This window comes from Mesorhizobium sp. B1-1-5, assembly GCF_006443065.1.
In the GTDB taxonomy this organism is placed as follows: domain Bacteria; phylum Pseudomonadota; class Alphaproteobacteria; order Rhizobiales; family Rhizobiaceae; genus Mesorhizobium.
This window is the reverse complement of sequence record NZ_VFWS01000004.1, coordinates 110,895-136,830: the sequence shown is the minus strand read 5'-3', so window position 1 is coordinate 136,830 and position 25,936 is coordinate 110,895. Positions and strand designations below refer to the sequence as shown.

Sequence of the window (25,936 nt, the reverse complement as noted above, 5' to 3'; positions counted from 1 at the left end):
ATTCGTAACCACCTGAACTGAAGCAGAATCAATGCCGTGCACTTACACAAGCACAAATCGTGCCGGACGATCGTGGGTCAAGCCCGAGTATGACGAAGGGAAGGCCGGTTCCGCCAATTGTCGAGGTATGCAGTCTGGTCGGAACTTCTGCCTGAGAACCAACCGAGATGTTGAAGTTCCGATTCAATTCGTTGCGGGGATGATTCCGGAGGCTTACTCAAAGCCCTGATTTCATTCCACGATCCCGCTGTTTCAAATTTCTAGCTTCGCCGGGAAGCCGGGCGCGCGAAGCTCCGTGCCGACTTCATCCTCCAGCAGCTTGACGATCTGGGTCGACCAGGCGCCACCGCCATAGGCGCGTTTTCCCTCCTCGAAGATCGCGTTGACGCGTGTCGCCAGATCGAGCGGCGCGCCGGAATCCCTGCCCATGGCAAGCGCGAAGCCGAGGTCCTTCAGCGCCAGGTCCATGGTGAAGCCGATGTCGTAGGAGCCGTTGAGCACCAGCTGGCTTTCGGTCTCGTGGACGAAGCTGTTGCCGGAAGAAGCGACGATGGCGTGGTAGGCTTGGGCGAGATCGAGCCCGCCCTGTTTGGCCAGCATCAGCGCCTCGCCGGCGGCGACGAGATGGATGAAGGCGAGCATATTGGTGATGACCTTGATCACCGCGGCCGAGCCGACCGGGCCCATCAGGAAGGACTTCGCGCACATCGCCTCGATGGCCGGGCGATGGCGTTCGTAGAGCGCCGCATCGCCGCCGACGAGCGCCGTGATCCTGCCCATCGCGGCCAGATGCACGCCGCCGGTCACCGGGCATTCGAGCGTCTCGATGCCCTTTTTCGATGCAAGGGCGGCAAGTCGCAAAATCTCGTCGCGGCCATTGGTCGACATCTCGATCCAGGTGCCGCCCGCGGGCAGGCCCTGGAGCAATCCGTCGGGACCGGCGAGCACTGTTTCGCTGATCTTCGGGGAGGGCAGGCAGGTGATCGCGTTGCCGGCGCGGGCAGCGGCATCGGCCGGGCTCGTCGCCGCAGTAGCGCCGAGCGCGACAAGGCGCTCGACCGTTGCCGGGTCGCGGTCGAAGACGGTGACGGCAAAGCCGTTGCGCAGCAGGCTGGCGGCAAGGTTGCCGCCGAGATGGCCAAGGCCGATGAAGGCGTAAGCAAGGGTCACGGCATCAGCGGCGTCTGCATCATCTGCAGATGCAGCTCCTTGCCGCTATAGGGATGGGCCTCGCAGACCGCCTCGTCGAGCTCGACGCCGAGGCCGGGCTCCTTCGAGGGGATGACGTTGCCGTCCTGCCATTCGATCTTCTTCTTGAGCAGCGTGGCGTGGAAACCGTCCCACTGCTTGAGCGATTCCAGGATGAGGAAGTTGGGCAGTGTCACCGCGAGCTGGATGTTGGCGGCGCCGACGATCGGGCCGCAATAGCAGTGCGGCGCGACCTGGATGTGGTAGGCTTCGGCCATTGCGGCGATCTTCTTAGTCTCGAGGATGCCGCCGGAGCGGCCGAGATCCGGCTGCAGGATGGTCGCGGCGCGGTTCTCGATGACGCGGGCGAACTCGAATTTCGTCGTCAGCCGCTCGCCGGTGGCGATCGGAATGGATGTGCCGCGGGCGACCTGCGCCATCACCTCGGGCATATCCGGCGGCACCGGCTCCTCGAACCAGAGCGGATCGTAGGGCTCGATGGCGCGGGCGAGCCGCAGCGCGCCGGAGGCGGTGAACTGGCCATGGGTGCCAAACAGGATATCTGCCCTGTTACCGACTGCTTCGCGGATCGCCTTGACCATGCGCGCCGACAGGTCGATGTCGATCAGGCGTGGCTGATGGCCGTCATAGGCGGTGTAGGGGCCGGCCGGATCGAGCTTCACGGCGTTAAAACCCTGTTCGACATATTCGAGCGCGCAGGCGGCAGCCATGTCGGGGTCGTTATAGACGTTCTTGCCGCGCGCATCTTCCGAATGGACGCTGCCGGTGTGCGGATAGAGATAAGTGTAGGAACGAAGCGTCTCGTGCACCTGGCCGCCGAGCAGCTTGTAGACCGGCTTGCCGGCCTCCTTGCCGACGATGTCCCAGCAGGCCATTTCGAGCGCCGAGAAGCAGCCCATGCCGGAGACGTCGGGGCGCTGGGTGAAGCCGGAGGAATAGGCGCGGCGGAAGAAATTCTCGATGTCATGCGGATCGCGGCCGACGAGATAGCGCTCGGCCATGTCCTCGATCATCCTCGCGGTGACATGCGCGGAGAAGGTGGCGTTGTAGGCTTCGCCATAGCCGACCACGCCGCCATCGGTGGTGAGCTTGACGAAGATGAAGTACTTGCCGCCGATGCCGGGCGGCGGGTTGCCGACAACCCAGGTCTTCACGTCGGTGATTTTCATTTGTGATCCTCCAGAACCAGGTCGGCGCCTTTCCATCCGGTCAGGATCGAGGCGGCGTTGGTGTTGCCCGTGATGTTGTCGGGGAAAATCGAAGCGTCGATGACGCGCAGACCGTCCAGCCCATGCACCCGAAGCCGCGGGTCGACGACGGCGAGCGTCGCATCAGGCCCCATGCGGCAGGTCGAGACCGGGTGATAGACGGTGCCCGAGCGTTTCCTGAAATCCTGGATCAGGTCGGCGTCCGATTGGATCGACGGGCCGGGCAGCACCTCTTCCTCGATGATCTCGGCCATGGCCGGCATCGAGGCGATCTTGCGCACGAACTTCACCGCCGCCAGCATCTCGTCGACATCGGCATTGGTCGAATAGGCGTTGGCCGTGATCCTCGGATAGTCGCGCGGGTCCTTCGAGCGGATCATGATCTCGCCGCGGCTCGAAGGCCGGCAGTTAGACAGGCCGATCGAGAAGCCCGGCCAGGGGTCGGGCGTCAGGATCGGACGCTCGCCGCTCTTCGGGACGACGGTGGAGAAGGCCTGGAAGTAGAGCTGCATGTTCGGCCGCGTCATCGACGGGTCGGTGCGGAAGAAGCCGCCGGCATTGTTCATCGACAGCGACAGCGGACCGGAGCGCAAGAGGATGTATTGCATGCCGACGAGCAGCTTGCCCCACCAGGGCCTGAGGACCTGGTTGAGCGTCGGCAGCTTGCCCTTGAAGGTGTAGTTGATGCCGACATGGTCCTGCAGATTGGCGCCGATATTGTCGTTGGCATGGACGACCGGGATAGCGAGGTCGGTCAGCAAGGCCGCAGGGCCGATTCCGGACAGCTGCAGCAACTGCGGCGAGTTGATCGAGCCGCCCGACAGGATCACCTCGCGGCCCGCGCGAGCCGTCTTCATCTGCCCGTTCTGCTCGTATTCGATTCCGATGGCGCGCTTGCCCTCGAACAGGATTTTCGTCGCCAGCGCATTGGTCTCGACGCGTACGTTTGAGCGCTTCATCGCCGGCCGCAGGAAGGCTCGGGCGGCGGACATGCGGCGTCCGTTCTTCGTCGTGATCTGGTAGACGCCGACGCCTTCCTGGGAGGCGCCGTTGAAGTCCGGATTGAGCGGCAGCCCGGTCTGCTGAGCGGCCGCAAGATAGCGCTTGGTCAGCGGATGCACCGCGTTCGTGCAGTCGGTGATGTGCAAGGGGCCGCCGACGCCGCGCCATTGGTCGGCGCCCGCCGCATTGTCTTCCAGCGCCTTGAAGGCGGGCAGGAGGTCATCATGGGCCCAGCCGGGATTGCCTGCGGCGGCCCAGGCATCGAAATCCTCGCGCGCGCCCCTGATATAGACCATGGCGTTGATCGAGCTCGACCCGCCGAGCAGCTTGCCGCGCGGCCAATGATCGGCGTTGCCCGCAAGGCCGGGGTCGGACTCCGCCTTGTAGTTCCAGTTGACGGCCGGGTCGAAGAAGGTCTTGCCGTAGCCGAGCGGCATCTGGACGTAGAACCGCCGATCGGTCCCGCCGGCCTCCAGCACCAGCACCGAGAAGCGGCCCGACGCCGACAGCCTGTCGGCAACGACCGAACCGGCCGAGCCGGAGCCGACGATGATGAAGTCGTAAGTCTGCATGATGGAAAGGCGGGCTCCGCAATGTTGCGCTTACCCTAGACATTGCCGGCTTGCGGCGTCGCCGTGGCTTCCGGCATGGCTTGTGAAAAAAGCGACCGGCGCCTTTGTGCTTAGCCGACGGTACTGTCGTCTTTCCGAAAGGCGCGGCTCGAAATCGATATCGGATTGCCGCTGGGATCGCGGGCGTTGGCGAAGGCATAGCCGTCGCCCCGGTGCAGGGCGCCGAATTCCAGCCCGTCCTTGGCGCTGCAAGCGGCAAAGGCTTCGACGTCTTCGACATCGAAGACCAATTTGACAGTCGATTGTCCCTTTTTCTGCCCCTTTGCCGCGAGATGAAGCATGAGACTTGCACCACCGGCCGGATTGACCAACTCAACGATCCTGTCGCCTTCACGATGCGCTTTGAAGCCGAAGTGTCTTTCGTAAAAAGTAACCGCCGCTTCGATGTTTCTGACGTAAAGGATGATGCGATTGAGCGGCAAAGCCAATTCCTTCCCCCGCAGGCCGTTCTGTGGACATAGCCTAGGATTGAAAGCTCCGGCTGTCAGCAGTGCGCGCGTTGACGGGCGAAGGGAGCGACGCTACGGGATGAGGCGATCGCTTCAGGAGAGGATTTCGCGATGGTGCATTACGCGGACGGCAAGCCGCTTGGCGATCTGACCTTGCGCACGCTCGCCATGCCGTCCGACGCCAATGCGGCCGGCGACATCTTCGGCGGCTGGGTGATGGCGCAGATGGACCTTGCCTGCGGCATCCGCGCCGCCGAGCGCGCCAAGGGCCGCGTGGTCACCGCCGCGGTCAAGGAGATGTCCTTCGCCAAGCCGATGAAGATCGGCGACACGCTCTGCATCTACACCCATGTCGAGCGCGTCGGCCGCACCTCGATGGTGCTCAAGGTCGAGGCGTGGGCGCAGCGCTATCTTTCCGATCTGATGGAGAAGGTCACCCATGCCGACTTCGTCATGGTGGCGCTCGACGGCGAAGGCAAGCCGAAGCCGGTTCCGGCCGAGAGCTGACGCTCCGGCGGGATACTGATTCTCCCCAGACTTGCCGCTTTGTAACAACGGCTGCGCGGGAGATGCGCTTCGCGACATCCAATGGTTGCCTTCACGCCCCACCTTGTAGGCGCGGGGGAAAGACAATGCGTCAACATATGCTGAACGGCTGGCTCGTGGCAGCCCTTATTGCTCTGGTCTGCCTGCTCGGCATAACGGCCTACATGGCAATCAGCAAAGACCTTCCACGCGTCGCCTGCATGCGAGGCCCGAACGCGATCGACAAGAAGGCCGCGCAGCGGGAGAGCTGCTCGACCGCGTGCTGCGACAGCACTGCCCCAAGCGCCTGATCAGTGGCCGGCTAAAGACGGGTCTTCCTGGCGAATCGGTTGCCCGGCGACGCCGACGGCGGAACCGCGGAGGCTCCGATCCAACCCGAAAGTGCGATGCCACCGACGCTCAAGTGCACGGTTCATCGGCCGGCTAAACACCCTTGCATTGCAAGGGCTTCAGGCCTGCAGGCCGTCGAACTTCGCGCGCGCTTCGCGGACCCGATTGGTGTTCTTGCGCGCCCATTCGCCGAGCGCGCCGACCGGCACGAGAAGCTCGTGACCGAGTTGGGTGAGCTCGTAATCGACACGTGGCGGAATGGTCGGAAACACTTTGCGCGTGACGAAGCCGTCGCGCTCCAAACCGCGCAAGGTGGTGGTCAGCATCTTTTGCGAAATTCCGCCAACGGCGGCGCGCAATTCGTTGAAGCGCATCGCGCCGCCGCCGAGCTTGCCGACCACGAGCACCGTCCATTTGTCGCCGACCCGTTGCAGGATTTCTGAAACGGCCCGGCAGTCCTCGGTGTTGTGCGGGTGCCTCAGTAACAAAGAAGTGCCTCCTTGCGCGTCGATTTGTCAGTATCACATATAGCGCCGGTATCCAAACGATACCAGAAATTCCCGCAAGGAGAGCCCCTTATGTCCAAGCCCAAAATCGCCATTGTCGTCGGTTCGACGCGCGCCGCCCGCTTCGCCGACGTGCCGACGCAGTGGATCGCCAAGATCGCCAAGTCGCACGCCGATATCGATGTCGAGATCGTCGATCTGCGCGACTGGCCGCTGCCCTTCTTCGACGAGGTCGCTTCGTCCGCCTGGGCGCCGTCGCAGAACGAAGTGGCGCAGCGCTGGCAGAAGAAGGTCGCCGAGTTCGACGGCTTCATCTTCACCGCCGCCGAATACAATCACGCCCCGACCGGAGTACTGAAGAACGCCATCGATTACGCCGCCAATGAGTGGAACAAGAAGCCGGCCGGCTTCGTCGGCTATGGCAGCGTCGGCGGCTCGCGCGCGATCGAGCACCTTCGCCTGATCGCCATCGAGCTGCAGATGGCGCCCGTCAAGTCGGCGGTGCACATCGCCTGGGGCGATTTCCTTGCGGTTCGCCAGGGCGAGAAGAAGCTCGAGGATCTCGAGCACCTGAACCAATCGGCCGCCGCGCTGGTCAACGACGTCGCCTGGTGGGCACGGGTGCTGAAAGCGGCCCGCGCCGCCGACGCGATCGCCGGCGAAGCCCAGGCCGCCTGAGCGGTCGATCGACACTGTCCTCCCAATGAGAAAGGGGCGGCGCCCGCGCTGCCCCTTTCCATTGTGCGGAGCTGTCTGTTTTGCCTGGATCCCAGGCTGATCCCTTTAAGCCGTCGCGCTGTTGACCGCTCGGAACGGCGCGTTAGATGCACGCCAGAATCCACCGAAGACAATCCACCGAAGACGAAGACAGCACAGTCGTGGAGGAGCGGAATGCCTTGGCTCGGCAGATGGCGCAATCAGTATGGGTCCGTCCTCGACATCACCGGCGAGGACGGCGGCCGGATTGAAGGCACGTTTCGCACGGCGCTCGAAGACAGCAGCTTCTATGGACAGACCGTGCCGATATCCGGCATCGCGCATGGCGACGTGATTGGAGTAACGGCCGCCGGTGAGGGTACGGCCGGCCCCGCCGCAGTGAGCTACACCGGCATATTGCGGGACGGCAAGCTGGAGACGATGTGGCTGACAGTGGCCGGCAGCACCATCACCGGCAAGGAGGGCGAAACCGCTTCCCGCAAGCAGGTAGGAACCTGGCGCGCTTTCGGCACCAGCCTCGACACCTTTGTCCGGGAATAGCCAAGCTAACTGGCGATGAGTGTCTTTGCCAGGAAGCGGCGCAAGCCGTTGCGTTATATTCCGGCGCGAAGCCGAAACGCCGATTACTGATTTCTCGCCGGAGGCGATCCTCAGCGCGCCACCGGGCGGTGGCCGTCGGGCAGGCGGGTGGCGATCAGCTTGTCGATGCGGCGGCCGTCGAGGTCGACCACCTCGAAACGCCAGCCTTGCGCGTCGACGCATTCGCCGGTGGTCGGCAGATGATGCAGATGCGACAGCACATAGCCGGCGACGGTCTCGTAGTCGCGGTTTTCGGGCAGGTCGATGCCAAGCACCTCGGCCATCTCGTCGGCCTGCATATAGCCGGCGAGCAGCCACGAGCCGTCATCGCGCTTGACGGCGTTCTCTTCCTCGCCGGCCTCGAGGTCGGAGCGGAACACGCCGGTGATGGCTTCGAGGATGTCGGCCGGCGTGACGATGCCTTCGAAATGGCCGTATTCGTCATGAACGAGCGCCATCGGCACGTCCGATTCCCTCAGCTTCTGCAGGACGTCCAGCGCGTCGGCCTGGTCATGCACGATAGGGGCGGCGCGCACATGCTGGCGCGGATCCAGCACCCTGCCGGCGAGAAGAGCGGCCAGCACGTCGCGCGTCTGGATGACGCCGACCATGGCGTCGACATTGCCGTCGCCGACGGGCAGGCGCGAGTGCTGGGTGTCCATCAGAAGCTTTTTGACGGTGGTCTCGTCGGACTGCAGGTTCAGCCAGTCGACCTCGGTGCGCGGCGTCATGACGGCGCGCACGGCGCGGTCGCCGAGACGCATGACGCCGGCGATCATGCGGCGCTCGTCGGATTCGATGGTGCCGTGATGCTCGGCCTCGGCGACCAGCATCTTGATCTCCTCGTCGGTGACCTTCTCTTCGGTCTCGCCGGCCTGCCCAAGCAGCCAAAGCACGGCTCGGCCCGAGAGGTCGAGCAGGAAGACCAGCGGCGCCGAGAAGGTGGCGAGGATGGTCATTGCCGGCGCGGCTCTGACCGCGACGCGCTCCGGGTCCTTGAGCGCGATCTGCTTCGGCACCAATTCGCCGACGATGAGCGAGGCATAGGTGATCAAAGCGACGACGATGCCGACGCCGACAGGATCGGCGATGTTTTCGCGGATGCCGGTCGACGCCAGATATTGCGCCAGCCTTTCGCCGAGCGTCGCGCCCGAAAAGGCGCCGGAGAGAACGCCGACCAGGGTGATGCCGATCTGCACCGAGGACAGGAACTTGCCGGGGTTAGAGCCGAGCGCCAGCGCGCGGCCGGCGCCCCTGACGTTGCGGTCGATCATCGCCTTGAGGCGGGCGGGCCGCGACGAGACGATGGCGAGCTCCGACATCGACAAGAGGCCGTTCACCAGAATGAGGACGGCCACGACGGCGATTTCAACATATAGCATGGGCGGTCAATAGCATTGCTGCAGTGCATTCGAAAATAGCCCGTCGGTATTTTTGGAACGTGACAGGCGCGCTGTTCAGGCGGCGTCCCAAAGCGGCGCCGAGAAATGCCCGACAAGCGCGTCGACGACGACGCGCACCTTCGGCGTCAGCGCGCGCGTGAGAGGCCACACGGCATGGACGACGATGTGCTCCACAAGATAATCGGACAGAACCATTTCGAGGGCGCCGCGCCTCAGGCTCTGGCCGGCAAGCCAGGTCGGCAGGATGGCGATGCCGCAGCCGGCAAGCGCGGCGTCCAGCATCGGTTCGCCATGGCCGAGCACAAGCCGCGCCCTGGGCACGAAAGTCGTCGCATGCCCGGCGCCGTCCCTCACGGTCCAGGATCGAACGACGCCTTCGCGTCCGTAGCCGATGACCCGGTGCCCGGCGAGGTCGTCGACGGATTGCGGCCGGCCATGCCGCTCAAGATAGGCGGGAGAGGCACAGATCGCCGAGCGCTGGGCGTAGATGCGGCGTGCCGCGAGCGATGAAGAATCCTCCAGCTCGCCCATGCGTATGGCGAGGTCGATGCCTTCCTCGATCAGGTCGACGCGCCGGTCGTTGAAGGAGATTTCGATGGTCAGGTCGGGAAACCGGCTGGAGATGTCGAACAGCACCGGCGCGACGCAGCGTCGGCCGAAGGCGAGCGGCACATCGATCCGAAGCTTGCCCGACGGGACCTGCCGGCGCGAGGCGAGCAGCGCCTGCCCGGCTTCGATCTCGGCAAGCGCCCGCGCGCACGCCTCATAGTAGCTCACACCTTCGTTGGTCGGGCTGAGGCTGCGCGTGGTGCGGTTGAGCAGGCGCACGCCCAGCCGCTGCTCCAGTTGCGCGACCGACTTGCCGATCGCCGACTTCGTCACATGCAGCCGCTCGCCGGCGCCGGTGAAGCTGCCGGCTTCGACGGCGTTGACGAATGCGACGACGCCTTGCAGGTCGGCCGGGTCCATTTTCATGTCTCCATTGTAGATTTTTGCTCTTCAATTTGTCGCAGAATATCCCGCATTGCGGTCCTATTTTCCATAGTCGGATCGCCTAAATCTTTCGCGCACCATCAACCAAGGAGCGCTACGCATGGGCACCGACAGCAACAGATCCTGGCAAATGAGCGGGTTCGGCCTTTCGAAGCTGAAGCCGGTGACGGGGGAGATACCCGAGCCGGGCCCACGCGAGATTCTGGTGCGGACCACAGCCGTCTCGCTGAACTACAAGGACAAGATGATCGTGGACGGCTTGCTGATCCCCGATCTTGCCTTCCCTTTCGTGCCCACTTCGGACGCCGTGGGCGAGATCGTTGCAGTCGGCGGCGCAGTCAGCCGCTTCAAGGTCGGGCAGCGGGTGCTGGGTCAGGTGATAGCCGACTGGCCGGACGGCGACGCGCCGGCGGTGCTCCACCGCCACACGCTCGGTTCCTCGCTTTCGGGCATGCTGTCACAGCATGTCGTCTTCGGCGAGGACGCGGCGGTGCTGGCGCCGGCCTCGCTCGGCGACATCGAAGCCGCGACGCTGCCGATCGCGGCGCTGACGGCCTGGTTCGCGATGGCGGAGGCGACAAAGCCGGTGCCGGGCCAGACAATCCTGATCCAGGGCACGGGCGGCGTGTCGCTGTTTGCACTGCAATTCGCCGCCGCCTTCGGTCTGCGCGCCATCGTCACGTCGAGCAGCGACGAGAAGCTGAAGCGCGCCAGGGATCTCGGCGCCTGGCAAACGATCAACTACCGCGCCCAGCCTGCCTGGGACGAGGCGGCGCGCGAGCTGACCGACGGGCTCGGAGTGAACCATGTCCTGGAAATGGTCGGCGGCGACAATGCGCGTCGGTCACTCAACGCGCTTGCCGCCGATGGCCGGCTGTCGGTCATCGGCTTGCTCGGCGCGATGGAGATCAGCTTTCCAATCCTGCCCTTCATGCGCAACCGCATCACCGTGCAAGGCCTGTCCGTCGGCCACCGCCGCTCTTTCGAGCGCATGAACCAGGCGATCGAGGCGCTCGGCATCAAGCCGGTCATCGACAAGGTCTACCGCTTCGACGAGGTGCCGCAAGCCTTCAGACACCTGGAGAAGGGAGCGTTCGGCAAGATCGTCATCGCCATGACCTGAACGCGCCACGCAGTGCGTCAGTGCTGCGTCTTCAGAACGCCGATCACGGCCATGCCGTCGGTGAAATAGGGATCGCCGCCGCCATTGCGTCCGGCCTTGGTGGTGCCGATCCCGGGTATCTCGCTGGTGGAGGCCAGCAGGCCGGCGGCCTTCAGATCGCCGATCAGGAAGTCGCGCTCCGTATCGATGTCGGGGCCGATATGGTGGGTGACGGCGCCGGTATCGTGGCTGAGGCCGACGCCGCGGTCGAAGCTCGCGGCGCCCAGCCAGAGCGGGCGGCCGTCGTCGCCCACCGTGTCCGTCTGCCAGAAGCGGACGTGGTGGCGCCGGTCGGCGCTGTCGCCGACCGGCTTTTCGAACGCCAGGTCCTGGGCTCGGCCCTCGAACAGAAGACGGCTCATCGGCGCATCGGGGTAGGGGCGGGAAAACAAGACGCTTTCGCCGATGTCGATCGCGGTCCGCAGCGTCACGGCATCGGCCGTGTCCCAGCCGGCGACGGCGAAGGCGTGGACAACTTCCTTTTCGGTGCCGACCAGGCCGACATTGATCGGGTCGCCGGGAATGCCCTGCGGCGTATGCGTCACCATCTCGAAGGGCCGGGTGCGGAAACCGCGCTCCCGCCAGGTCCAGAATTCCGGCGCGGCGAGATAGGCGAGGGCCACGTAGAAGGCACAGAAGGCCGCGATCCAGATCGCCGCGCGTCGTCTCAGGCTTCGCCCACCCACAGCCAGCCGCTCCCAAATCCACGCGCGACCATTTTATGCGGTGTTGGCCGTTTTGGGCAGAGCAGCCTCAACGGCAGGCGCGGTAGCCGCTTTTGCGGTTCTTGATGTCGAAATGGAAATGGTTGCGGTGGTCGTAGTTGTAGCCGGGGCCGAGCACAGTGGTGAAATACTCGCAACCGTCCGCGCGCACATTGTTGAGGAAGCCGCGCGTGCGAAAGGCGAACAGGCCGGGCTTACGCACGTCGATGTCGTCGCCATTGTTGAGCTCGATGCTCATGACGTCGAGGGCGTTGCCCTTGCCGTGCTCGGACAGCACGCCTTCGCCGGCGATGTTGCGGCAGGAATAGCTGGAGCCCTGGTGGATCGCCTTGACGCCGGAGAAATAGCGCCAGCGGGCGGCCGGCTGCAGCTCGTTCTTCGTCCAGGCGGCAAAGGTTGCGGCCATGTTGCAGGTCAGCGTCGCCGCGGGCGTCATGGCGACATTGCCGATGGCCGAGACTTTTACCGGATAATCGATGCCGCACTGGCCCTCATGGATCGGCTGGACATCCTGATAGACGACACCCATCCGCTTCAGCTCGTTGCGGCAATCGATCTCGCTGGCCGGCATCTGCTCGAGAGGCGACATCGGCCCGTCCATGCGCGGATAGGCGGCCTGCGTCATATAAGGGTTGGACGGAACAAGACGCTGCATTCCGGAATATTGCGGCGCATCGGGCTGCGGCACGGCTGCCGTCTGGCTGCCGACATCGACGGCCGGCTGCAGCGCAAAGACGTCGCCGGTCGTGCAGGCCGATATCGCCGCCATGGCGACGCCCGCGGCCAGCCCGACAATCGTGACGCGCGCACGCTTGCTCCGTCGCGCCGCCACTAGCATGGCGCCAAGTCCTCGAGCCATTGAAAGGCGTCCTTGTCCCCAAGATCCGATCCCAACTGGGATCATGATCCGAATTGCACAAGGTTAACCGCCAACAGTAAAGGAAAGATCAGCGCCGGCATTCACGCATGGGGCGGAATTGCGGCGCTGTTCTTGGTTTGGCGCGGACAAGACTTTCGGAATTCACCTATTGGCAGAAGGTTCCGCCGTGGCGGCGGGGCTCCAGATCGAGGTGGAAATGCAGCGCGTGGTCGGGATCGGCGCCTGGCCCGAGCACCGTCTTGAACGGCCCGCAGGCAGCCTTGCGCACCGCGTCGAGGAATTTTGCGTCCTTCTCCGGCGGCGTCGGCCCGATCTCGATCTTCCTCCCGTCCGACAATGTGAAACTGGCGATGTCGAGCGCGTTGCCGAAGGCGTGTTCGGACAGTTTGCGGGTGCCGTTGCGCGGGCGGCAGACAAAGGCCGAGCCCTGGTTGACCGACTTCAAATCGGCGCCGAGCTCGGCCTTTGCCGTGGGCTGGACGATTTCGGCCATGAAGCGCGCCGCCGCCTCGGCCATCCGGCAGTTGAGCTCGGTGCCGGGACTGATGCCGATGGACTTGCCGAGCGTTTTCAAAATTACCGGATAGGGGATCGAGCAGCCGATTTCCGCATCGTGCTCGGCCCTGTGCTCGTCGAACTCGACGCCCAGCGCCTTCAGCCGCTCGCGGCACGCGGTTTCTTCCGCCGGCATCGTGTCGGCCGGCATGTCGGCCGAGCGCGGATCGGGAAGCATCTTTTCCTCGCCCGGCGGTTCGGGTTTTTCCGATGGCTGCGGCGCGGTTTCCGGCGGCTCCGGCTCCAGTTCGGCGGGCTTCTGCGGGGGCGTCGGCACGACATCCGGCGTCTGCGGCTCGGATTCCATCCGCGGCGCGGATTGAGCGCTCTTCGAACGCGGCGGACGGGCGTCCCATTTCGGATGCGATTTCTGCTGGTTGAGGACGTCGTCGCTGCCGTCCGCGCGCGGCTTGCCTTGCCCGGACTTCTCAGTACCGTTCTCCAGATCCTGCGGACGCGACCCTGGAACCGGGGTCGCCGGCGGTGTTTCCGGAGCCGGAGCGGCGCTCTGGCTGGCCGGCGGCAGGTGTCTTTTATACCGATGATAATGCTTGGCCATGGCCGGCGTAACCAGCAGCACCGCAGCCGCCACAGGCAGCGCCAATCTGCAAAGTCGGGAAACGCTCAGCGTTGCCATCGCCCGGAAACGGCGGTCGCGTTGCGAAGTTGCCTGCATCAGCTGCCTTGCCGATCACAATCGGTTACCGGCGCGTTATGCGCCGATGGCTTCAAGGCCTTCCTCCAGCCAGTCGGCAAGCATCGGCAGGCCGAGCAGATATTTGGCCGCGCGCTTCCTGGGACGCTCCCTGGCAGCGGCCACCGCGTCCGCCCATTCGGATGCCTCATAGTCGCCGCGCCCGACCCAGGCGAGTGCGATCAGCTCGGCCGCTTCGTCGATATTGAGATCGTTGATCAGCTCGAGCAATTCTTCCCCGGTCAGATCCTCCGAGGCTTCCTCGACAAGGCCGTCATGATGGTGGCTGTCATGGGTGTCGCCGTCGAATTCGACCTCGTGCTCAGCGCCGTCGTCATAGTCCTCGTTGACGGCAGCACTCAGCGCCTTCGCCTTGAGAATGAACAGGCGCACCGTGTCCGGATCGATCGAAAGTTCCCACTCCTTCTCGAGGCGCTGCTGCACGGTCCTTCTCCACGTGATGCGCTTGGTCCGATGATAGCGGAATTAAAGCGCGCGTCACGTCCGCAGGTATCGGCTTCTTTCCGGCCGTTCAAAATAGTTCGGCAGTCGTCCGCATTTCGGGATGAAACCGCGCCAAGGCGGCGTTAATCTGGCATTGTCACACTCACGGAGGCTTCGATGCGCAGACGTTTACTCGTTCAGGTCATGGCTATTGCGGCGCTGCCGCTGTTCGTTGCTCCGGCTTTTGCGGCTGGCGAAAGCGGCAGCAGCGGTGGCCAGACGACCACCTGCAAGAAGGGCGAGGTCTGGGACAAGAAGAAGAACAAATGCGTTAAGCCGCAATATGGCATGCTGGACGACGACAGCATCTACGAGGCCGGCCACGATCTGGCGATGGCCGGGCGCTATGACGAAGCGATCTCGGTGTTGACGCTCGCCGCCAACAAGCAGGATCCGCGCATCCTCAACTATCTCGGCTATTCGCATCGCCATTCGGGCCGCGTCACGGTCGGCCTCGGCTATTACGAGGAAGCGCTGCGGATCGACCCGAATTACACGCTGGTGCGCGAATATCTCGGCGAGGCGCATCTGCAGATCGGCGATCTCGCCGGCGCGCAGCAGCAGCTCCAGGAAATCGAAAAGCGGACCGGCAAGGGCTCGCGCGAATATGGCATGCTGTCCGAGCAGATCGATCATTTCCTGAGGAGCTGAACAGGGCTCGAAGCCTCTCGAACCGGCTGTGAGCAATCGCAGCCGGTTTTATTGCTCGCCGTCAGCCTCGGACCCGCGAAAGCGGTGATCATTTTGCCGAACTTCAATTTTTGGGCGTGAAAATCGCGCAAAGATCGCTATATTCAGGGAAATTGTGGTGAGACGGTTCCGTTAGCCCGAGGCTGCCGGACCGTTTTCTTTTTGTACCTATTGACAAGGTCCCTCCCGAAAACGGGGGTGGCGGCAGAAAGGTCAGGCTATGATCAAGGTCCCGATGACAGGCGAGGGGTTCGCGTCATTGAAGGAAGAACTTCGCTGGCGCCAGCAGGAGGAGCGTCCTCGCATCATCGAGGCGATTTCCGAAGCGCGCTCGCATGGCGACCTGTCCGAAAATGCCGAGTATCACGCGGCGAAAGAGTCGCAGAGCCTCAATGAAGGCCGCATCAACGAGCTCGAGGATCTGATCGCGCGCGCCGAGGTCATCGACGTCTCCAAGCTCAGCGGCGACAAGGTCAAGTTCGGCGCGACCGTCGTGCTCGTCGACGAGGACACCGAGGAAAAGAAGACCTATCAGATCGTCGGCGACCAGGAAGCGGACGTGAAGTCGGGCCGCATCTCGATTTCATCGCCGATCGCGCGTGCGCTGATCGGCAAGGAAGTCGGCGACGCCATCGAGGTCAATGCTCCGGGCGGCGCCCGAGGGTACGAGATCGTCCAGGTGCAGTTTATCTAAGGACCTTTTGATAATTCTACTCTGGCGGCCGACTAGCGCGGTTTTCTGCGCTTCCGGCCTTCGCCGGCCGAAGCCTTCATGAGCGATGTGGCGGGTAAATAAGGCTATGGCCGGCATAGGCCGGTGCTCACGTACTTTAAGTACGCTCCGCTCCGGTTCTCGAAAACCACGCTATTCGACTCACCAGAGCGAATTCTGAAAAGGTCCTCACGCTGGCGCTTCGGATCTTAGCGCCAGCAGCCGCTCAGCCTCCGCCATCACCTCAGCCGGCGTGACCCTGCCGCCCGCAGGCGCAAGCAAGGTCGATGCGAAAGGCCCGCGCGGGCCGGTGAGACCGGGTTCCGTCGCCAGGAAGACGGCGACGGTCGGCAGGCCGAAGGCGCTGGCGAGGTGGGTGAGGCCGGTGTCGGCGCCGATGACCAGCGTTGAACGGCCCAGGATTGCAGCGACGTCCGCGAGCGGCGATTTCGCAACCAGCACCGTCCCTGGCACGGCACCGGCAATGGCTTCCGCCACTTTCTTTTCCGCCTCGTTCGACCATGTGACCATCGGCGTGAACTGCCGCCCGGCCAGTCGGCGCGCGGTTTCGATCCAATTCTCGACCGGCCATTTCTTGTCCTCGCGGCTGGTGCCGTGCAGGAGGAAGGCGGCTCTGCCTTCAATGCCAGGCAGGTTGCCCGCCGGCGGCACGATGCCTGAGCGAAGCGTCGACAGGTCGGGCTGATAGCCAAGCGCCAGCCCGAACAGCCGTCTGGTGCGTTCGATGGCGTGCAGGTCGCGCGGCACCGCATATCTGTGTCGATAAAACAGCGTCGCCGACGGCTCGCGGGCGCTCGCCCGATCGAAGCCGGCAATCGGCGCGCCGGCCTGGATGGCGACCAGGGCCGATTTCAACAAGCCTTGCGCGTCGATGACAAGATCGTAGCGGGAGGCGCGGAGCGCGTCGCGCAGTCCGGTCATCTCGCGCCACGTGGCGCCGTCGAGAAGCCGCTTGCGCCAGCGCCGAACCGCCACCTTGTGAATGGTGCCGATCGCCGGATGCAGAGCCACGATACCGGTAAACGGCTCCTCCACGCACCAATCGAAATCTATATCGGGGCGATTGCGCAGCGCGTCCTCGACGGCGGGAAACGTGTGGACGACATCGCCCATCGACGATGTCTTGACGATCAGCACCTTCATGCGGCCGCCGGAACCTCAAGCAAGCGGTCGGCCGCGGCGGTGACGCGGGCGACATCGAGCGTCTTGAGGCAGTTGAGATGGCCGAGCGGGCAGACCTTCTTATGGCAGGGCGAGCAGGACAGATGCAGCCAGATCAGCTCGGAGCGCTCGCTGAGAGGCGGCGTGTTATCCGGCGAGGTCGAACCATAGACGGCGACGATCGGCGTGCCGACGGCGGCGGCGACATGCATCAGCCCGCTGTCGTTCGAGACAGCAAGTTTCGCCGCGGCGATCAGGTCGATGGCGTCCTCTAGCCGTGTCTTGCCTGCAAGGTCAATTGCGCCTGGGGCAAGGGCTGCGATCTCGCCGGTCACGTCGGCATCGTTCTTCGAGCCGAGCAGCGCGACGCCCAAGCCCTTGGCCATCATGTCCCGGGCAAGCCCGGCATAGTTATCGCTCGGCCAGCGTTTTGCCGGGCCGAATTCGGCGCCGGGCATGAGCGCCACGAATTTCTTCCCGGTCAGCCCGAAGCGCGCCAGCAGATCGCCCTGATTGGCCTTGTCGACGGTAAGACGCGGCGCGCGAAAGGTGCCGCCGCGCGCCAAGCCGAAATAGGCGCGCGCCGTACGCCGTTTCAGGCTTTCCGGCAGCGGCACGACATCCGTCAGCAGGCCGTAGCGCATCTCGCGCAAATTGCCGACGCGATGCGGAATGCGGGCGAAGAACGGGATCAGCGCCGATTTCCAGCTCCCCGGCAGCACATAGGCCATGTCGTAGCGGCCGCGCAGCAGGCGGCCGAAGCGCCTGCGGCTGCGGAATTCGAGCGCTCCCGGCATCAAAGGAAAGTCGATCTGGCTGCGTATCTCGGGCATGCGCTTGACCAAGGGTGCGGCCCAGGCTGGCGCCAGCACGTCGATGGCCGCATTCGGATGTTTTTCCTTCAGCGCCGCAAACAGGCACTGCGCCATGACCATGTCGCCCACCCAGCGTGGGCCGATCACGAGGATCGTTGGGCCTTCAGCCATTCGACATAGTCCCTGACGCCGGTTTCGACTGTGCGGAATTGGCCATTGTAGCCGGCCGCGCGCAAGCGGGACATATCAGCCTGCGTGAAACTCTGGTAGCTGCCCTTGAGATGGTCGGGGAAGGGGATGAATTCAATCTCGCCCTTGCCCAGCGTGTCGATCACCGTCTCGGCAATGGCCCGGAACGGCTGGGCGCGGCCGGTACCGCAGTTGAAGATGCCGCTCGCGCCGCGCTTCCAAAGCCAGAGATTGACGTCGGCGACGTCGCCGACATGGATGAAATCGCGGCTCTGCTCGCCTGGACCGAAATCGCCATAGGCGCCGAACAGCTTCGGATTTTCACCGCGCTCGACCTGGTTGAAGAGATGGAAGGCAACGGAGGCCATGGCGCCCTTATGCGCCTCGCGCGGGCCGTAGACGTTGAAATAGCGCAGGCCGGCGACCTGTGAATGATCGGTGTCGAAGACGGTGCGGCGGATATAATCGTCAAAGAGCTTCTTCGAATAGGCATAGACGTTGAGCGGCCGCTCGAAGGCGGGCTCTTCGCGAAACTCGCTGCCGCCGCCATAGACCGAAGCCGAGGAGGCATAGAGGAAAGGCACGCGCAGCTTCAGGCAGGCATGCAGCAGCCGCTTCGAATAGGCGTAGTTCACCTCCATCATGAACTTGCCGTTCCACTCGGTGGTGGTCGAGCAGGCGCCTTGATGGAAGACGGCCTCGATGCGGCCGAGCGCGCCGTCCTCGAGCCGGGCGAGAAATTCGTCCTTGTCGAGATAGTCGGCGATGCGCAGGTCGGCGAGGTTGGCGATCTTGTGGCCGTCGGTGAGATCGTCGACGACGACGATGTCGTCATGGCCCTCGGCATTGAGAGCGGCGACGACGTTGGAGCCGATCATGCCGGCGCCGCCCGTGACGATGATCATGAAGGCCTCTGCTGCTTGCGATTCCCGCTCTTATAGGGGAGGCCAGCCGGGCTGTCGACAAAGCAGGCGTCGCCCCATCTTGAGCTTGTCTATTTCGTCTGTTTTGCCCATTTTGTACAAAATGGAGGCCTTCATGAAGCAATACCCGTCTACTGATCTGAAACAAAATCTCGGTGACGTGCTTGCGGCCGCGAGCCAGCAGCCTGTCTCCATTACCCGTCACAACAAGCCGAGATATGTCCTAATGAGCATCGGGGCCTACGAGGCTCGCTTCGCCAACGACAGCCGCCACGCTTACGCTGCCAAAGACGCTTCGTCAGACCATGTCGAGATGCTTGAGGAGTACGCCGCGGAGTTGGATGGTGATTAAGCCGGTTGCCGCCTGCGACCGGATCATGAGGGACCAAGATGCCGTCGACCGAACTACTCATCGCCTTCTTCGCCACCACCGCGATCTTCGCCTACATCCCAGGTCCCGCCATGCTCTATGCCGCCGCGCAGACCATGGCGCGCGGCCGCTGGTCCGGGCTTACGGCGGCGCTGGGCATCCATCTCGGCGGCTATTTCCATGTTTTTGCCGCGGCCGCCGGCCTGTCGGTGCTCTTCCACGCCGTGCCGCCGCTCTACCTGGCGGTCAAGCTGATCGGCGCGCTTTATCTGGTCTGGCTCGGCGTTGCCATGTTCCGCAAACGGGCGGACGGCGATATGGCTCTGCCCGCCATCGAGCGGAAATCGGCTCGCCGCGCCTTCTTCGAAAGCATCACCGTCGAGGTGCTCAATCCGAAAACGGCGATCTTCTTCATGGCGTTCCTGCCGCAATTCATCGACGCCTCGGCGGCGTTCCCGGTCTGGCTGCAGTTCGTCGTGCTTGGAACCATCGTCAACCTGATGTTCTCCTCCGCTGACGTCGTGTGCGTATTCCTTGCCGGCGCGATGATAGCGCGGCTGCGGCGTTCGGGACGCGCGCAGCGCCTGATGCAGCGAGCGGGCGGCGCCGTGCTGGTTGGCCTCGGCGTCCACGTCGCCCTGCAGAGGAGCTGATTGCGCTGCCGGGCTCCGGCTGCGGTCCACCAGGCCTGCCGTTGCGCTCGCCCGAATTGCGGTATATCGGCATCGCTTTGAGCAGCCCACGCCACAATTCCGGCGCTGAAATCTAATCAAGTCCGGCCTCCTTCAGGCATAGCTCGAGTGAGATGATCAAGCACAATCCGCCTTCTCCGGAACCTCTGCATCGCACCATCGCCCGGTTCGGCGACGTCACCGTGCTGGTGGTGGGCGATTTCATCCTCGACCGTTTCGTCAGCGGCGTGATCGAGCGCATCTCGCCGGAAGCCCCCATCCCCGTGCTGCATGGCAAGGGCGAGACGTTGAACATGGGCGGCGCCGGCAATGTCGTCTCCAACATCGTTTCGTTGGGCGCGGCCGCCATCCCCGTTTCAGTGATCGGCGCCGATCAGGCCGGCAACAATCTGATGCGCATGCTCAGCGAGATCGGCGTCGACACCGACGGCCTCCTGCAGCACCAGGACCGCATGACCTCATCGAAAAGCCGCTTCAGCGCGCTCAACCAGCAGGTGCTGCGGTTCGACGAGGAAGAGATCAAGCCGCTCACCGGGGCCGAGCGGGCGAAGCTCATCGATCATTTCCAGGCGGCGCTTGGCCGCGCCGACATCGTCATCCTCTCCGATTACGGCAAGGGCATCCTGCTCGACGGCGTCGCCGGCGAGCTGATCGCGGTCTGCCGCGATGCCGGCAAGCCGGTGCTGGTCGATCCGAAGGGACGCGACTATGCGCGTTACGCAGGCGCCACGGCTGTGACGCCGAACCGCAAGGAGCTTGGCGAGGCGGTCGGGCGCAAGGTGTTCGGCGACGACGAGATCGTGGCCGCGGCGCGCGACCTGATTGCCACGCATGATTTCGAGTTCATCGTCGCGACGCGCAGCGAAAAGGGCATGAGCGTGATCTCCGCCGAGGATGCCCGCCACATCTCCACCCAGGCGCGCGAAGTCTTCGACGTCTCCGGTGCCGGCGACACGGTCATCGCGAGTTTTGCGCTGTCGCTCGCCGCCGGGGCCGACCGGGTGCATGCCGCGGTCATCGCCAACGCGGCCGGCGGCGTCGTGGTCGGCAAGCGCGGCACGGCGCGGCTGAACGTCGAGGAGCTATCCGGCGCGCTGTTCCGCTCGCACGGGCCGACCGGCCATCAGGACGCCATCCTCGATTTCAATGCCGCGGCCAGGATGGTCGCTGCCTGGAAGGAAGAAGGGCTGACCGTCGGCTTTACCAATGGCTGTTTCGACATCCTGCATGCCGGCCACGTCAGCCTGCTGCATGCCGCGCGCAGCCAGTGCGACCGGCTGGTGCTCGGCCTCAACAGCGACGCCTCGGTGCATCGGCTGAAAGGGCCGGGGCGCCCGGTCAACAGCCAGCATGACCGCGCCTGCGTGCTGGCGGCACTTGCCTCGGTCGACGCCGTCGTCGTCTTCGAGGAAGATACGCCGCTCAAGCTCATCGAGGCGCTTCTGCCGGACATTCTGGTCAAGGGCGCGGATTACACGGTCGAGACCGTGGTCGGCGCTGACGTGGTGCAGAAGGCGGGCGGGCGCGTGGTGCTGGTCGATCTCGTCGCCGGCAAGAGCACGACGAACACGATCGGCAAGCTGCGTGCCGCAAACTGAGGGTCTCATGTCCGATTTGAACGACTACCTGGTCCGCTCCGCGGCGGCTATATCGGCGATGGTCGAGCGCGACCTCACCGGCGAGATGGAACGCGCGGTGAGCGCCGTGGTGACGGCGCTGTCGCAAGGCAAGGCGCTGCTGATCTGCGGCAATGGCGGCTCGGCCAGCGACGCCATCCACATCGCCGGCGAGCTGGTCGGGCGCTTCCTGAAAGAACGCAAGGCCTACAACGTCATCGCGCTGCCGGCCAACGCCGCAGTGCTGACGGCCTGGGGCAACGACTACGGCTTCGACACCGTCTTCTCGCGCCAGGTCGAGGCACACGGATCGGAAGGCGCGGTGCTGCTCGCCATTTCCACCAGCGGCAATTCGCCGAGCATCCTTGCCGCGGCGGAGCAGGCGCGGGCGATGGGCATGACGGTTATCAGCCTGACCGGCGAAACCGGCGGCAAGCTCAGGCCGCTGACCGATATCCTGCTCAACGTGCCGTCGACCTCGACGCCGATCATCCAGCAGGGGCATTTGTGCCTTTATCATCATCTGTGCGAGGCGGTCGAAGCGCGCCTCAGCAATGGCTGAAAGCGAAGGCTTCCCGCTGGCCGAGCCGGGCCTTTGGGTCGAGCGGACCAGCGCCACGAACTTTCCGGATGGCCGGCCAGCGCTGTTCCTCGATCGTGACGGCACCATCAATGTCGATACCGGCTATCCAGACGATCCGGCGGCCGTGGTGCTGCGCGACGGCATCGCGCCGGTCATCGAGGCCGCGAACGTGCGCGGTATTCCGGTCATTGTCGTCACCAACCAATCCGGCATCGCGCGCGGCTATTTCGGCTGGGACGCGTTTGCCCGGGTCAACGGACGTGTGCTCGAGCTGCTGGCTGAGCAAAACGCGTTTGTCGACATGGTGCTTGCCTGCGCCTACCACGAGGCCGGCAGGGGCGCGTTGGCGGTTGCCGATCATCCGATGCGCAAGCCCAACCCGGGCATGCTGCTGGAGGCGGGGCGCCGCCTCGGCCTCGATCTCAGCCGATCGCTGATCGTCGGCGACAAGCTGGCCGATATGGAAGCCGGCCAACGCGCCGGCCTTGCGCGCGGCTGGCTGGCGGACGGCGAAGGCTCGACGATAGGCGGGTTTTCGGTTTCGCCGTTGCGCGGCGCTCACCACGTTGAGGAACTGCTTACCGCGATACGGTCGCTCTGATCGCGGGTTGATTCAAAGCCCAGCGCTAAGCCCTTTGTTTTTGCAGATGATTTTCCGGAAGCCGGCACATTAAGTTGGAAAAGCCACCAGCCCTTCGTCCTTGACCCGGCGGATCGTCAAGGCGGTGCGTACCGTGTCCACATTAGGGGCCGAGGCCAATTCCTCGATGACGAAGGTCTGGAAGGTGCCGAGGTCGCTCGCCACGCAGTGCAGCAGGAAATCGGATTCGCCAGAAACCATCCAGGCATCGCGCACGATCGGCCAGCCGCGCGTGCGTTCGGCGAAGGTCTTCAGCTCGGCATCGGCCTGATGATGCAGGCCGATCAGGCAGAAGGCGACGACATCCATGCCGAGCGCCGGGGCATTCAGGAGGGCGCGGTAACCGCGGATAATGCCTGCCTCTTCCAGCCGCCTGACACGGCGCAGGCAGGGCGGCGCCGAAATGCCGACCCGGTTGGACAATTCGACATTGGTCATGCGGCCGTCACCCTGCAGCTCGCGCAGGATCTTCCAGTCGATGGCATCGAGGTCGGCTTTGAGCGGCATGAACGGCTTTCGCGCAAGAATCTTTCGCGATTTTGTAATTTGGTTTCGCCTGGGAGGCCATCCCTTTACGATGATTTTCTCCTTCCTTTGATGCATGCGCTGATCCCAGAGCCGCATATCTCCGGACGACATGAATCGGTGAGGGGCGGCGATATGGCCCGATATGCGGGGAACGAAGCTTTCCGGGGACGAAAGCCAACTTGCCTTGCTGGTCTCACGGGCAACACTTACATTAAGCCCAACAAAACCACGGCTTCGCGCCGCAGGGGACTTTTCATGAACACCAAACATGCGCCCGTTCTCATCATCGGTTCCGGCCCGGCCGGCTACACGGCGGCGGTCTATGCCGCGCGCGCCATGCTGAAGCCGATGCTGGTCGCCGGCCTGCAGCAGGGCGGGCAATTGATGATCACCACCGACGTGGAAAACTATCCGGGCTTCGCCGATCCGATCCAGGGTCCGTGGCTGATGGAGCAGATGCTCAAGCAGGCCGAGCATGTCGGCACCGACATCATCAACGACATCATCACCGAGGTCGATCTCAATGTGCGGCCGTTCCGCGCCACCGGCGATTCCGGCACCGTCTACACCGCGGACGCCTTGATCATCGCCACCGGCGCGCAGGCGAAGTGGCTGGGCATCCCGTCGGAGCAGACCTTCATGGGCTTCGGCGTTTCGGCCTGCGCCACCTGCGACGGCTTCTTCTATCGCGGCAAGGACGTCGCGGTGGTGGGCGGCGGCAATTCGGCGGTCGAGGAGGCGCTCTATCTGTCGAACCTCGCCAAGAGCGTCACCGTCATCCACCGGCGCAGCGACTTCCGCGCCGAGCGCATCCTGCGCGAGCGACTGCTCAAGAAGGACAATGTCCGCGTCATCTGGGACACGGTCGTCGACGAGATCACCGGACGGCCGGGCAAGGCGCCGCTGCCGCCCTCGGTCGAGGGCCTGACGCTGCGCAACGTGGTGACCGGCCAGGAATCGAAGCTGCCCGTCGACGGCGTGTTCGTCGCCATCGGCCATGCGCCGGCGGTCGAGCTCTTCGCCGGCAAGCTGAAGCAGAAGCCGAACGGCTATCTGTGGACGGCGCCCGATTCCACCCGCACCGACGTGCCCGGCGTGTTCGCCGCCGGCGACGTCACCGACGACGTCTACCGCCAGGCGGTGACGGCGGCCGGACTTGGCTGCATGGCGGCGCTCGAGGCGGAAAAATATCTGGCGGGCATCGAGGTTCACCGCGAAGCGGCGGAATGACAATCGGCTGAAAGAAGCCGTTTAAAAGCCTGATTTTTCATTCAGACGCCGAAGCAACGCGAGGGGAATCATGGCGCTGGACTGGGACAAGCTACGCGTATTTCACGCAGCGGCGGAGGCTGGGTCGTTCACCCATGCCGCCGAGACGCTGCACCTGTCGCAATCGGCCATTTCGCGGCAGGTCAGCGCGCTGGAGCACGACGTCGGCGTGGCGCTGTTCCACCGCCATGCGCGCGGCCTGGTGCTGACCGAGCAGGGCGAGATGCTGTTCCGCACGGCGCATGACGTGCTGATGAAGCTGGAAACCATCAAGACGCGGCTGACCGAAACCAAGGACCGGCCGTCGGGTGTGCTCAGGGTAACGACCACGGTGGGCCTGGGCGCCGGCTGGCTGACCGAGCGCGTGCAGGAATTCATCGAGCTCTATCCCGAGATCAGCCTGCAGCTGATCCTCGCCAATGAAGAGCTCGACCTCACCATGCGCCAGGCCGACTGCGCGATCCGGCTACGCCAACCGCAGCAGCCCGACCTTATCCAGCGCCGGCTGTTCACGGTGCATTTCCACCTCTATGCCGCGCCGTCCTATATCGCCAAATTCGGCAAGCCGGCCTCGATCGCCGAGCTCAGGAACCACCGCATCGTCACGTTCGGCCTGCCGGTGCCCTCGCATCTGTCGGAGCTGAACTGGCTGGAGACGGTCGGCGATTTCGAGGGCGGCCAGCGGGTGCCGACGCTGCAGATCAACGACATCCTGTCGATCAAGCGGGCGGTGCAGGGCGGCGCCGGCATCGCCATGCTGCCGGACTATGTGATCAACAAGGACACGGACCTGGTGCAGCTTCTGCCCGAGACCGAGGTGCCGTCCTTCGACACCTATTTCGCCTATCCCGACGCGATGAAGAACCAGGCGAAGCTGCACGTGTTTCGCGACTTTATCATCGCAAAGGCGCGCAGCTGGTCCTACTGAATATTCAGGTGAGGCCGGCCTGCGAACGGCAGGCTCCTGCGCTTCCGGTACTCACGTACTGAAGTACGCTCCGTTCCGGTTCTCGGAGCCTACCGTTCTCGACTCGGCCTGACCTGAATATCGGCGCACTCCCCTCGGAAAGGGAGGCTTATCCGCGCCAGGGCGTGATGCGCGGCAGCCAGCCGGGCACGGCGCGGCGGTAGGCTTCGTATTCTTCGCCATAGCGGTTGGCGAGCGTCGGCTCTTCATAGAGCTTGACGAAGGAGATCATCGCCGCCGCGGCGATGAGGCCGTAGACCAGCACCGCCCAGCTCGAAAAGATAAGCGCCTGGCCGAGGATGATCGACAACACCGCCACATACATGGGATTGCGCACATGGCGGTAGACGCCGCCGACGACCAGTTTCTCGGTCGGCGCCACGGGAGCGGGCGTGCCCAGGCCCTCAAGCGCAAAGCGGGCGAACGCATGAAGCAGGATGGCGGCCGCTCCGATCACAAGAATCGAGCCCACAGGCACGAAGCCGGGCAGAGCCGACAGAGGTTTGCGATAATGGTCGGTCAGCAGCCACGGCGCGAAGCCGGCGACGACGCCCGGCGCTGCAACAAGGAACAGCGCGCTGCCGGCGATTGCTGAAAAAGTTCGCATCATCGGTCTCCTGCCGTAAAAATAAACTCGGCTTGCCGAAATCGACATCATTTCGCCGA

Annotated in this window: 30 protein-coding genes; 14 read left to right on the top strand and 16 right to left on the bottom strand. The window is 64.2% G+C overall.

Translation table 11 applies throughout. The features are described 5' to 3' along the window. Nucleotides 1–252: 252 nt before the first annotated feature. The 4 genes from FJ980_RS03225 to FJ980_RS03210 all read right to left on the bottom strand — a co-directional run bounded on the left by FJ980_RS03225 (nucleotide 253) and on the right by FJ980_RS03210 (nucleotide 4,473). Nucleotides 253–1,170 carry an NAD(P)-dependent oxidoreductase gene (locus FJ980_RS03225; protein WP_140541500.1) on the bottom strand — a complete coding sequence of 306 codons (918 nt, stop codon included), beginning with the start codon at nucleotides 1,168–1,170 and terminating at the stop codon, nucleotides 253–255. Continuing rightward, nucleotides 1,167–2,378 (bottom strand): mandelate racemase/muconate lactonizing enzyme family protein, encoded by a 1,212-nt coding sequence (locus tag FJ980_RS03220; RefSeq protein ID WP_140541499.1) that lies wholly within the window; start codon nucleotides 2,376–2,378, stop codon nucleotides 1,167–1,169. The genes FJ980_RS03225 and FJ980_RS03220 overlap by 4 nt, the downstream gene beginning before the upstream one ends. After that, complete coding sequence (locus FJ980_RS03215; protein ID WP_140541498.1) at nucleotides 2,375–3,991, bottom strand: GMC family oxidoreductase N-terminal domain-containing protein; 1,617 nt, start codon at nucleotides 3,989–3,991, stop codon at nucleotides 2,375–2,377. Before FJ980_RS03215 ends, FJ980_RS03220 begins: the two co-directional genes overlap by 4 nt. Nucleotides 3,992–4,101: 110 nt before the next feature. Next, nucleotides 4,102–4,473 carry a VOC family protein gene (locus FJ980_RS03210; protein WP_140541511.1) on the bottom strand — a complete coding sequence of 124 codons (372 nt, stop codon included), beginning with the start codon at nucleotides 4,471–4,473 and terminating at the stop codon, nucleotides 4,102–4,104. A gap of 138 nt (nucleotides 4,474–4,611) precedes the next feature. Between FJ980_RS03210 and FJ980_RS03205 the strand changes: the two genes are divergently transcribed. Beyond that, the gene (locus FJ980_RS03205; RefSeq protein ID WP_042646168.1) at nucleotides 4,612–5,007 is read left to right on the top strand and encodes an acyl-CoA thioesterase; all 396 of its coding nucleotides are present in this window, start codon (nucleotides 4,612–4,614) and stop codon (nucleotides 5,005–5,007) included. Nucleotides 5,008–5,132: 125 nt separating this feature from the next. After that, a complete protein-coding gene (locus FJ980_RS03200) occupies nucleotides 5,133–5,336 on the top strand; it encodes a hypothetical protein (protein ID WP_140541497.1) in 204 nt (67 codons plus the stop codon). Between the two features lie 159 nt (nucleotides 5,337–5,495). Here FJ980_RS03200 and FJ980_RS03195 read toward each other — a convergent pair whose 3' ends face one another. Then, nucleotides 5,496–5,864 (bottom strand): helix-turn-helix domain-containing protein, encoded by a 369-nt coding sequence (locus FJ980_RS03195; RefSeq protein ID WP_140541496.1) that lies wholly within the window; start codon nucleotides 5,862–5,864, stop codon nucleotides 5,496–5,498. Between the two features lie 90 nt (nucleotides 5,865–5,954). On the opposite strand from FJ980_RS03195, the gene FJ980_RS03190 reads away from it, so the two are divergent. Beyond that, nucleotides 5,955–6,560, top strand: a complete 606-nt coding sequence (locus FJ980_RS03190; protein WP_140541495.1) for an NADPH-dependent FMN reductase — start codon at nucleotides 5,955–5,957, stop codon at nucleotides 6,558–6,560. A 213-nt stretch (nucleotides 6,561–6,773) separates the two neighbouring features. Next, a complete protein-coding gene (locus FJ980_RS03185; protein ID WP_140541494.1) occupies nucleotides 6,774–7,139 on the top strand; it encodes an avidin/streptavidin family protein in 366 nt (121 codons plus the stop codon). Between the two features lie 110 nt (nucleotides 7,140–7,249). On the opposite strand, the gene FJ980_RS03180 is transcribed toward FJ980_RS03185, so the two are convergent. Further along, nucleotides 7,250–8,560, bottom strand: a complete 1,311-nt coding sequence (locus FJ980_RS03180) for a hemolysin family protein (protein ID WP_095766567.1) — start codon at nucleotides 8,558–8,560, stop codon at nucleotides 7,250–7,252. A 75-nt stretch (nucleotides 8,561–8,635) separates the two neighbouring features. Further along, entirely contained in the window at nucleotides 8,636–9,550 is a 915-nt protein-coding gene (locus FJ980_RS03175) for a LysR family transcriptional regulator (protein ID WP_140541493.1), read from the bottom strand. Nucleotides 9,551–9,674: 124 nt separating this feature from the next. On the opposite strand from FJ980_RS03175, the gene FJ980_RS03170 reads away from it, so the two are divergent. Beyond that, nucleotides 9,675–10,697 carry an NAD(P)-dependent alcohol dehydrogenase gene (locus FJ980_RS03170; RefSeq protein WP_140541492.1) on the top strand — a complete coding sequence of 341 codons (1,023 nt, stop codon included), beginning with the start codon at nucleotides 9,675–9,677 and terminating at the stop codon, nucleotides 10,695–10,697. Nucleotides 10,698–10,714: 17 nt separating this feature from the next. Here FJ980_RS03170 and FJ980_RS03165 read toward each other — a convergent pair whose 3' ends face one another. From FJ980_RS03165 to FJ980_RS03150, 4 genes are all read right to left on the bottom strand, one after another. Then, on the bottom strand, nucleotides 10,715–11,422 hold the full coding sequence (locus tag FJ980_RS03165; RefSeq protein ID WP_140541491.1) for an LssY C-terminal domain-containing protein: 708 nt from the start codon (nucleotides 11,420–11,422) through the stop codon (nucleotides 10,715–10,717). A gap of 67 nt (nucleotides 11,423–11,489) precedes the next feature. After that, nucleotides 11,490–12,320: an extensin family protein gene (locus tag FJ980_RS03160; protein WP_140541490.1), complete on the bottom strand. Its 831-nt coding sequence runs from the start codon at nucleotides 12,318–12,320 to the stop codon at nucleotides 11,490–11,492. 166 nt (nucleotides 12,321–12,486) lie between these two features. After that, nucleotides 12,487–13,572, bottom strand: coding sequence for an extensin family protein (locus tag FJ980_RS03155; RefSeq protein ID WP_246676287.1), 1,086 nt, complete (start codon nucleotides 13,570–13,572; stop codon nucleotides 12,487–12,489). Between the two features lie 36 nt (nucleotides 13,573–13,608). Further along, nucleotides 13,609–14,034, bottom strand: coding sequence for a DUF3775 domain-containing protein (locus FJ980_RS03150; RefSeq protein ID WP_140541489.1), 426 nt, complete (start codon nucleotides 14,032–14,034; stop codon nucleotides 13,609–13,611). A 177-nt stretch (nucleotides 14,035–14,211) separates the two neighbouring features. Between FJ980_RS03150 and FJ980_RS03145 the strand changes: the two genes are divergently transcribed. Both FJ980_RS03145 and greA read left to right on the top strand, forming a co-directional pair. Then, nucleotides 14,212–14,745 (top strand): tetratricopeptide repeat protein, encoded by a 534-nt coding sequence (locus FJ980_RS03145; RefSeq protein WP_140541488.1) that lies wholly within the window; start codon nucleotides 14,212–14,214, stop codon nucleotides 14,743–14,745. A 259-nt stretch (nucleotides 14,746–15,004) separates the two neighbouring features. Next, the gene (gene greA / locus FJ980_RS03140; protein ID WP_095766573.1) at nucleotides 15,005–15,478 is read left to right on the top strand and encodes a transcription elongation factor GreA; all 474 of its coding nucleotides are present in this window, start codon (nucleotides 15,005–15,007) and stop codon (nucleotides 15,476–15,478) included. Nucleotides 15,479–15,685: 207 nt separating this feature from the next. Here the strand turns inward: greA and waaC are convergent, their stop codons facing one another. Genes waaC through rfaD form a run of 3 tightly spaced genes read right to left on the bottom strand, consistent with a single transcriptional unit; the run spans nucleotide 15,686 to nucleotide 18,587 of the window. Then, complete coding sequence (gene waaC / locus FJ980_RS03135; RefSeq protein WP_140541487.1) at nucleotides 15,686–16,660, bottom strand: lipopolysaccharide heptosyltransferase I; 975 nt, start codon at nucleotides 16,658–16,660, stop codon at nucleotides 15,686–15,688. Continuing rightward, nucleotides 16,657–17,664, bottom strand: coding sequence for a lipopolysaccharide heptosyltransferase II (gene waaF / locus FJ980_RS03130; protein WP_140541486.1), 1,008 nt, complete (start codon nucleotides 17,662–17,664; stop codon nucleotides 16,657–16,659). The genes waaC and waaF overlap by 4 nt, the downstream gene beginning before the upstream one ends. Further along, the gene (rfaD, locus tag FJ980_RS03125) at nucleotides 17,637–18,587 is read right to left on the bottom strand and encodes an ADP-glyceromanno-heptose 6-epimerase (RefSeq protein ID WP_140541485.1); all 951 of its coding nucleotides are present in this window, start codon (nucleotides 18,585–18,587) and stop codon (nucleotides 17,637–17,639) included. The genes waaF and rfaD overlap by 28 nt, the downstream gene beginning before the upstream one ends. A 133-nt stretch (nucleotides 18,588–18,720) precedes the next feature. On the opposite strand from rfaD, the gene FJ980_RS03120 reads away from it, so the two are divergent. From FJ980_RS03120 to FJ980_RS03100, 5 genes are all read left to right on the top strand, one after another. Next, nucleotides 18,721–18,957, top strand: coding sequence for a type II toxin-antitoxin system Phd/YefM family antitoxin (locus tag FJ980_RS03120; RefSeq protein ID WP_140541484.1), 237 nt, complete (start codon nucleotides 18,721–18,723; stop codon nucleotides 18,955–18,957). Nucleotides 18,958–18,995: 38 nt separating this feature from the next. Next, nucleotides 18,996–19,628 (top strand): LysE family translocator, encoded by a 633-nt coding sequence (locus FJ980_RS03115; RefSeq protein ID WP_140541483.1) that lies wholly within the window; start codon nucleotides 18,996–18,998, stop codon nucleotides 19,626–19,628. Between the two features lie 152 nt (nucleotides 19,629–19,780). Next, a complete protein-coding gene (rfaE1, locus tag FJ980_RS03110) occupies nucleotides 19,781–21,265 on the top strand; it encodes a D-glycero-beta-D-manno-heptose-7-phosphate kinase (protein ID WP_140541482.1) in 1,485 nt (494 codons plus the stop codon). 7 nt (nucleotides 21,266–21,272) lie between these two features. Next, the gene (locus FJ980_RS03105) at nucleotides 21,273–21,845 is read left to right on the top strand and encodes an SIS domain-containing protein (RefSeq protein WP_140541481.1); all 573 of its coding nucleotides are present in this window, start codon (nucleotides 21,273–21,275) and stop codon (nucleotides 21,843–21,845) included. Then, nucleotides 21,838–22,467 carry an HAD family hydrolase gene (locus FJ980_RS03100; protein WP_140541480.1) on the top strand — a complete coding sequence of 210 codons (630 nt, stop codon included), beginning with the start codon at nucleotides 21,838–21,840 and terminating at the stop codon, nucleotides 22,465–22,467. Before FJ980_RS03105 ends, FJ980_RS03100 begins: the two co-directional genes overlap by 8 nt. Nucleotides 22,468–22,536: 69 nt before the next feature. On the opposite strand, the gene FJ980_RS03095 is transcribed toward FJ980_RS03100, so the two are convergent. Further along, complete coding sequence (locus FJ980_RS03095; RefSeq protein ID WP_040989590.1) at nucleotides 22,537–23,013, bottom strand: Lrp/AsnC family transcriptional regulator; 477 nt, start codon at nucleotides 23,011–23,013, stop codon at nucleotides 22,537–22,539. Between the two features lie 276 nt (nucleotides 23,014–23,289). Between FJ980_RS03095 and trxB the strand changes: the two genes are divergently transcribed. Together trxB and FJ980_RS03085 are read left to right on the top strand one after the other, a co-directional pair. After that, complete coding sequence (trxB, locus tag FJ980_RS03090) at nucleotides 23,290–24,264, top strand: thioredoxin-disulfide reductase (protein ID WP_140541479.1); 975 nt, start codon at nucleotides 23,290–23,292, stop codon at nucleotides 24,262–24,264. A gap of 70 nt (nucleotides 24,265–24,334) precedes the next feature. After that, nucleotides 24,335–25,231, top strand: a complete 897-nt coding sequence (locus tag FJ980_RS03085; RefSeq protein ID WP_140541478.1) for a LysR family transcriptional regulator — start codon at nucleotides 24,335–24,337, stop codon at nucleotides 25,229–25,231. Nucleotides 25,232–25,379: 148 nt separating this feature from the next. Here FJ980_RS03085 and FJ980_RS03080 read toward each other — a convergent pair whose 3' ends face one another. Beyond that, nucleotides 25,380–25,877, bottom strand: coding sequence for an isoprenylcysteine carboxylmethyltransferase family protein (locus FJ980_RS03080; protein WP_140541509.1), 498 nt, complete (start codon nucleotides 25,875–25,877; stop codon nucleotides 25,380–25,382). Nucleotides 25,878–25,936: the final 59 nt, after the last annotated feature.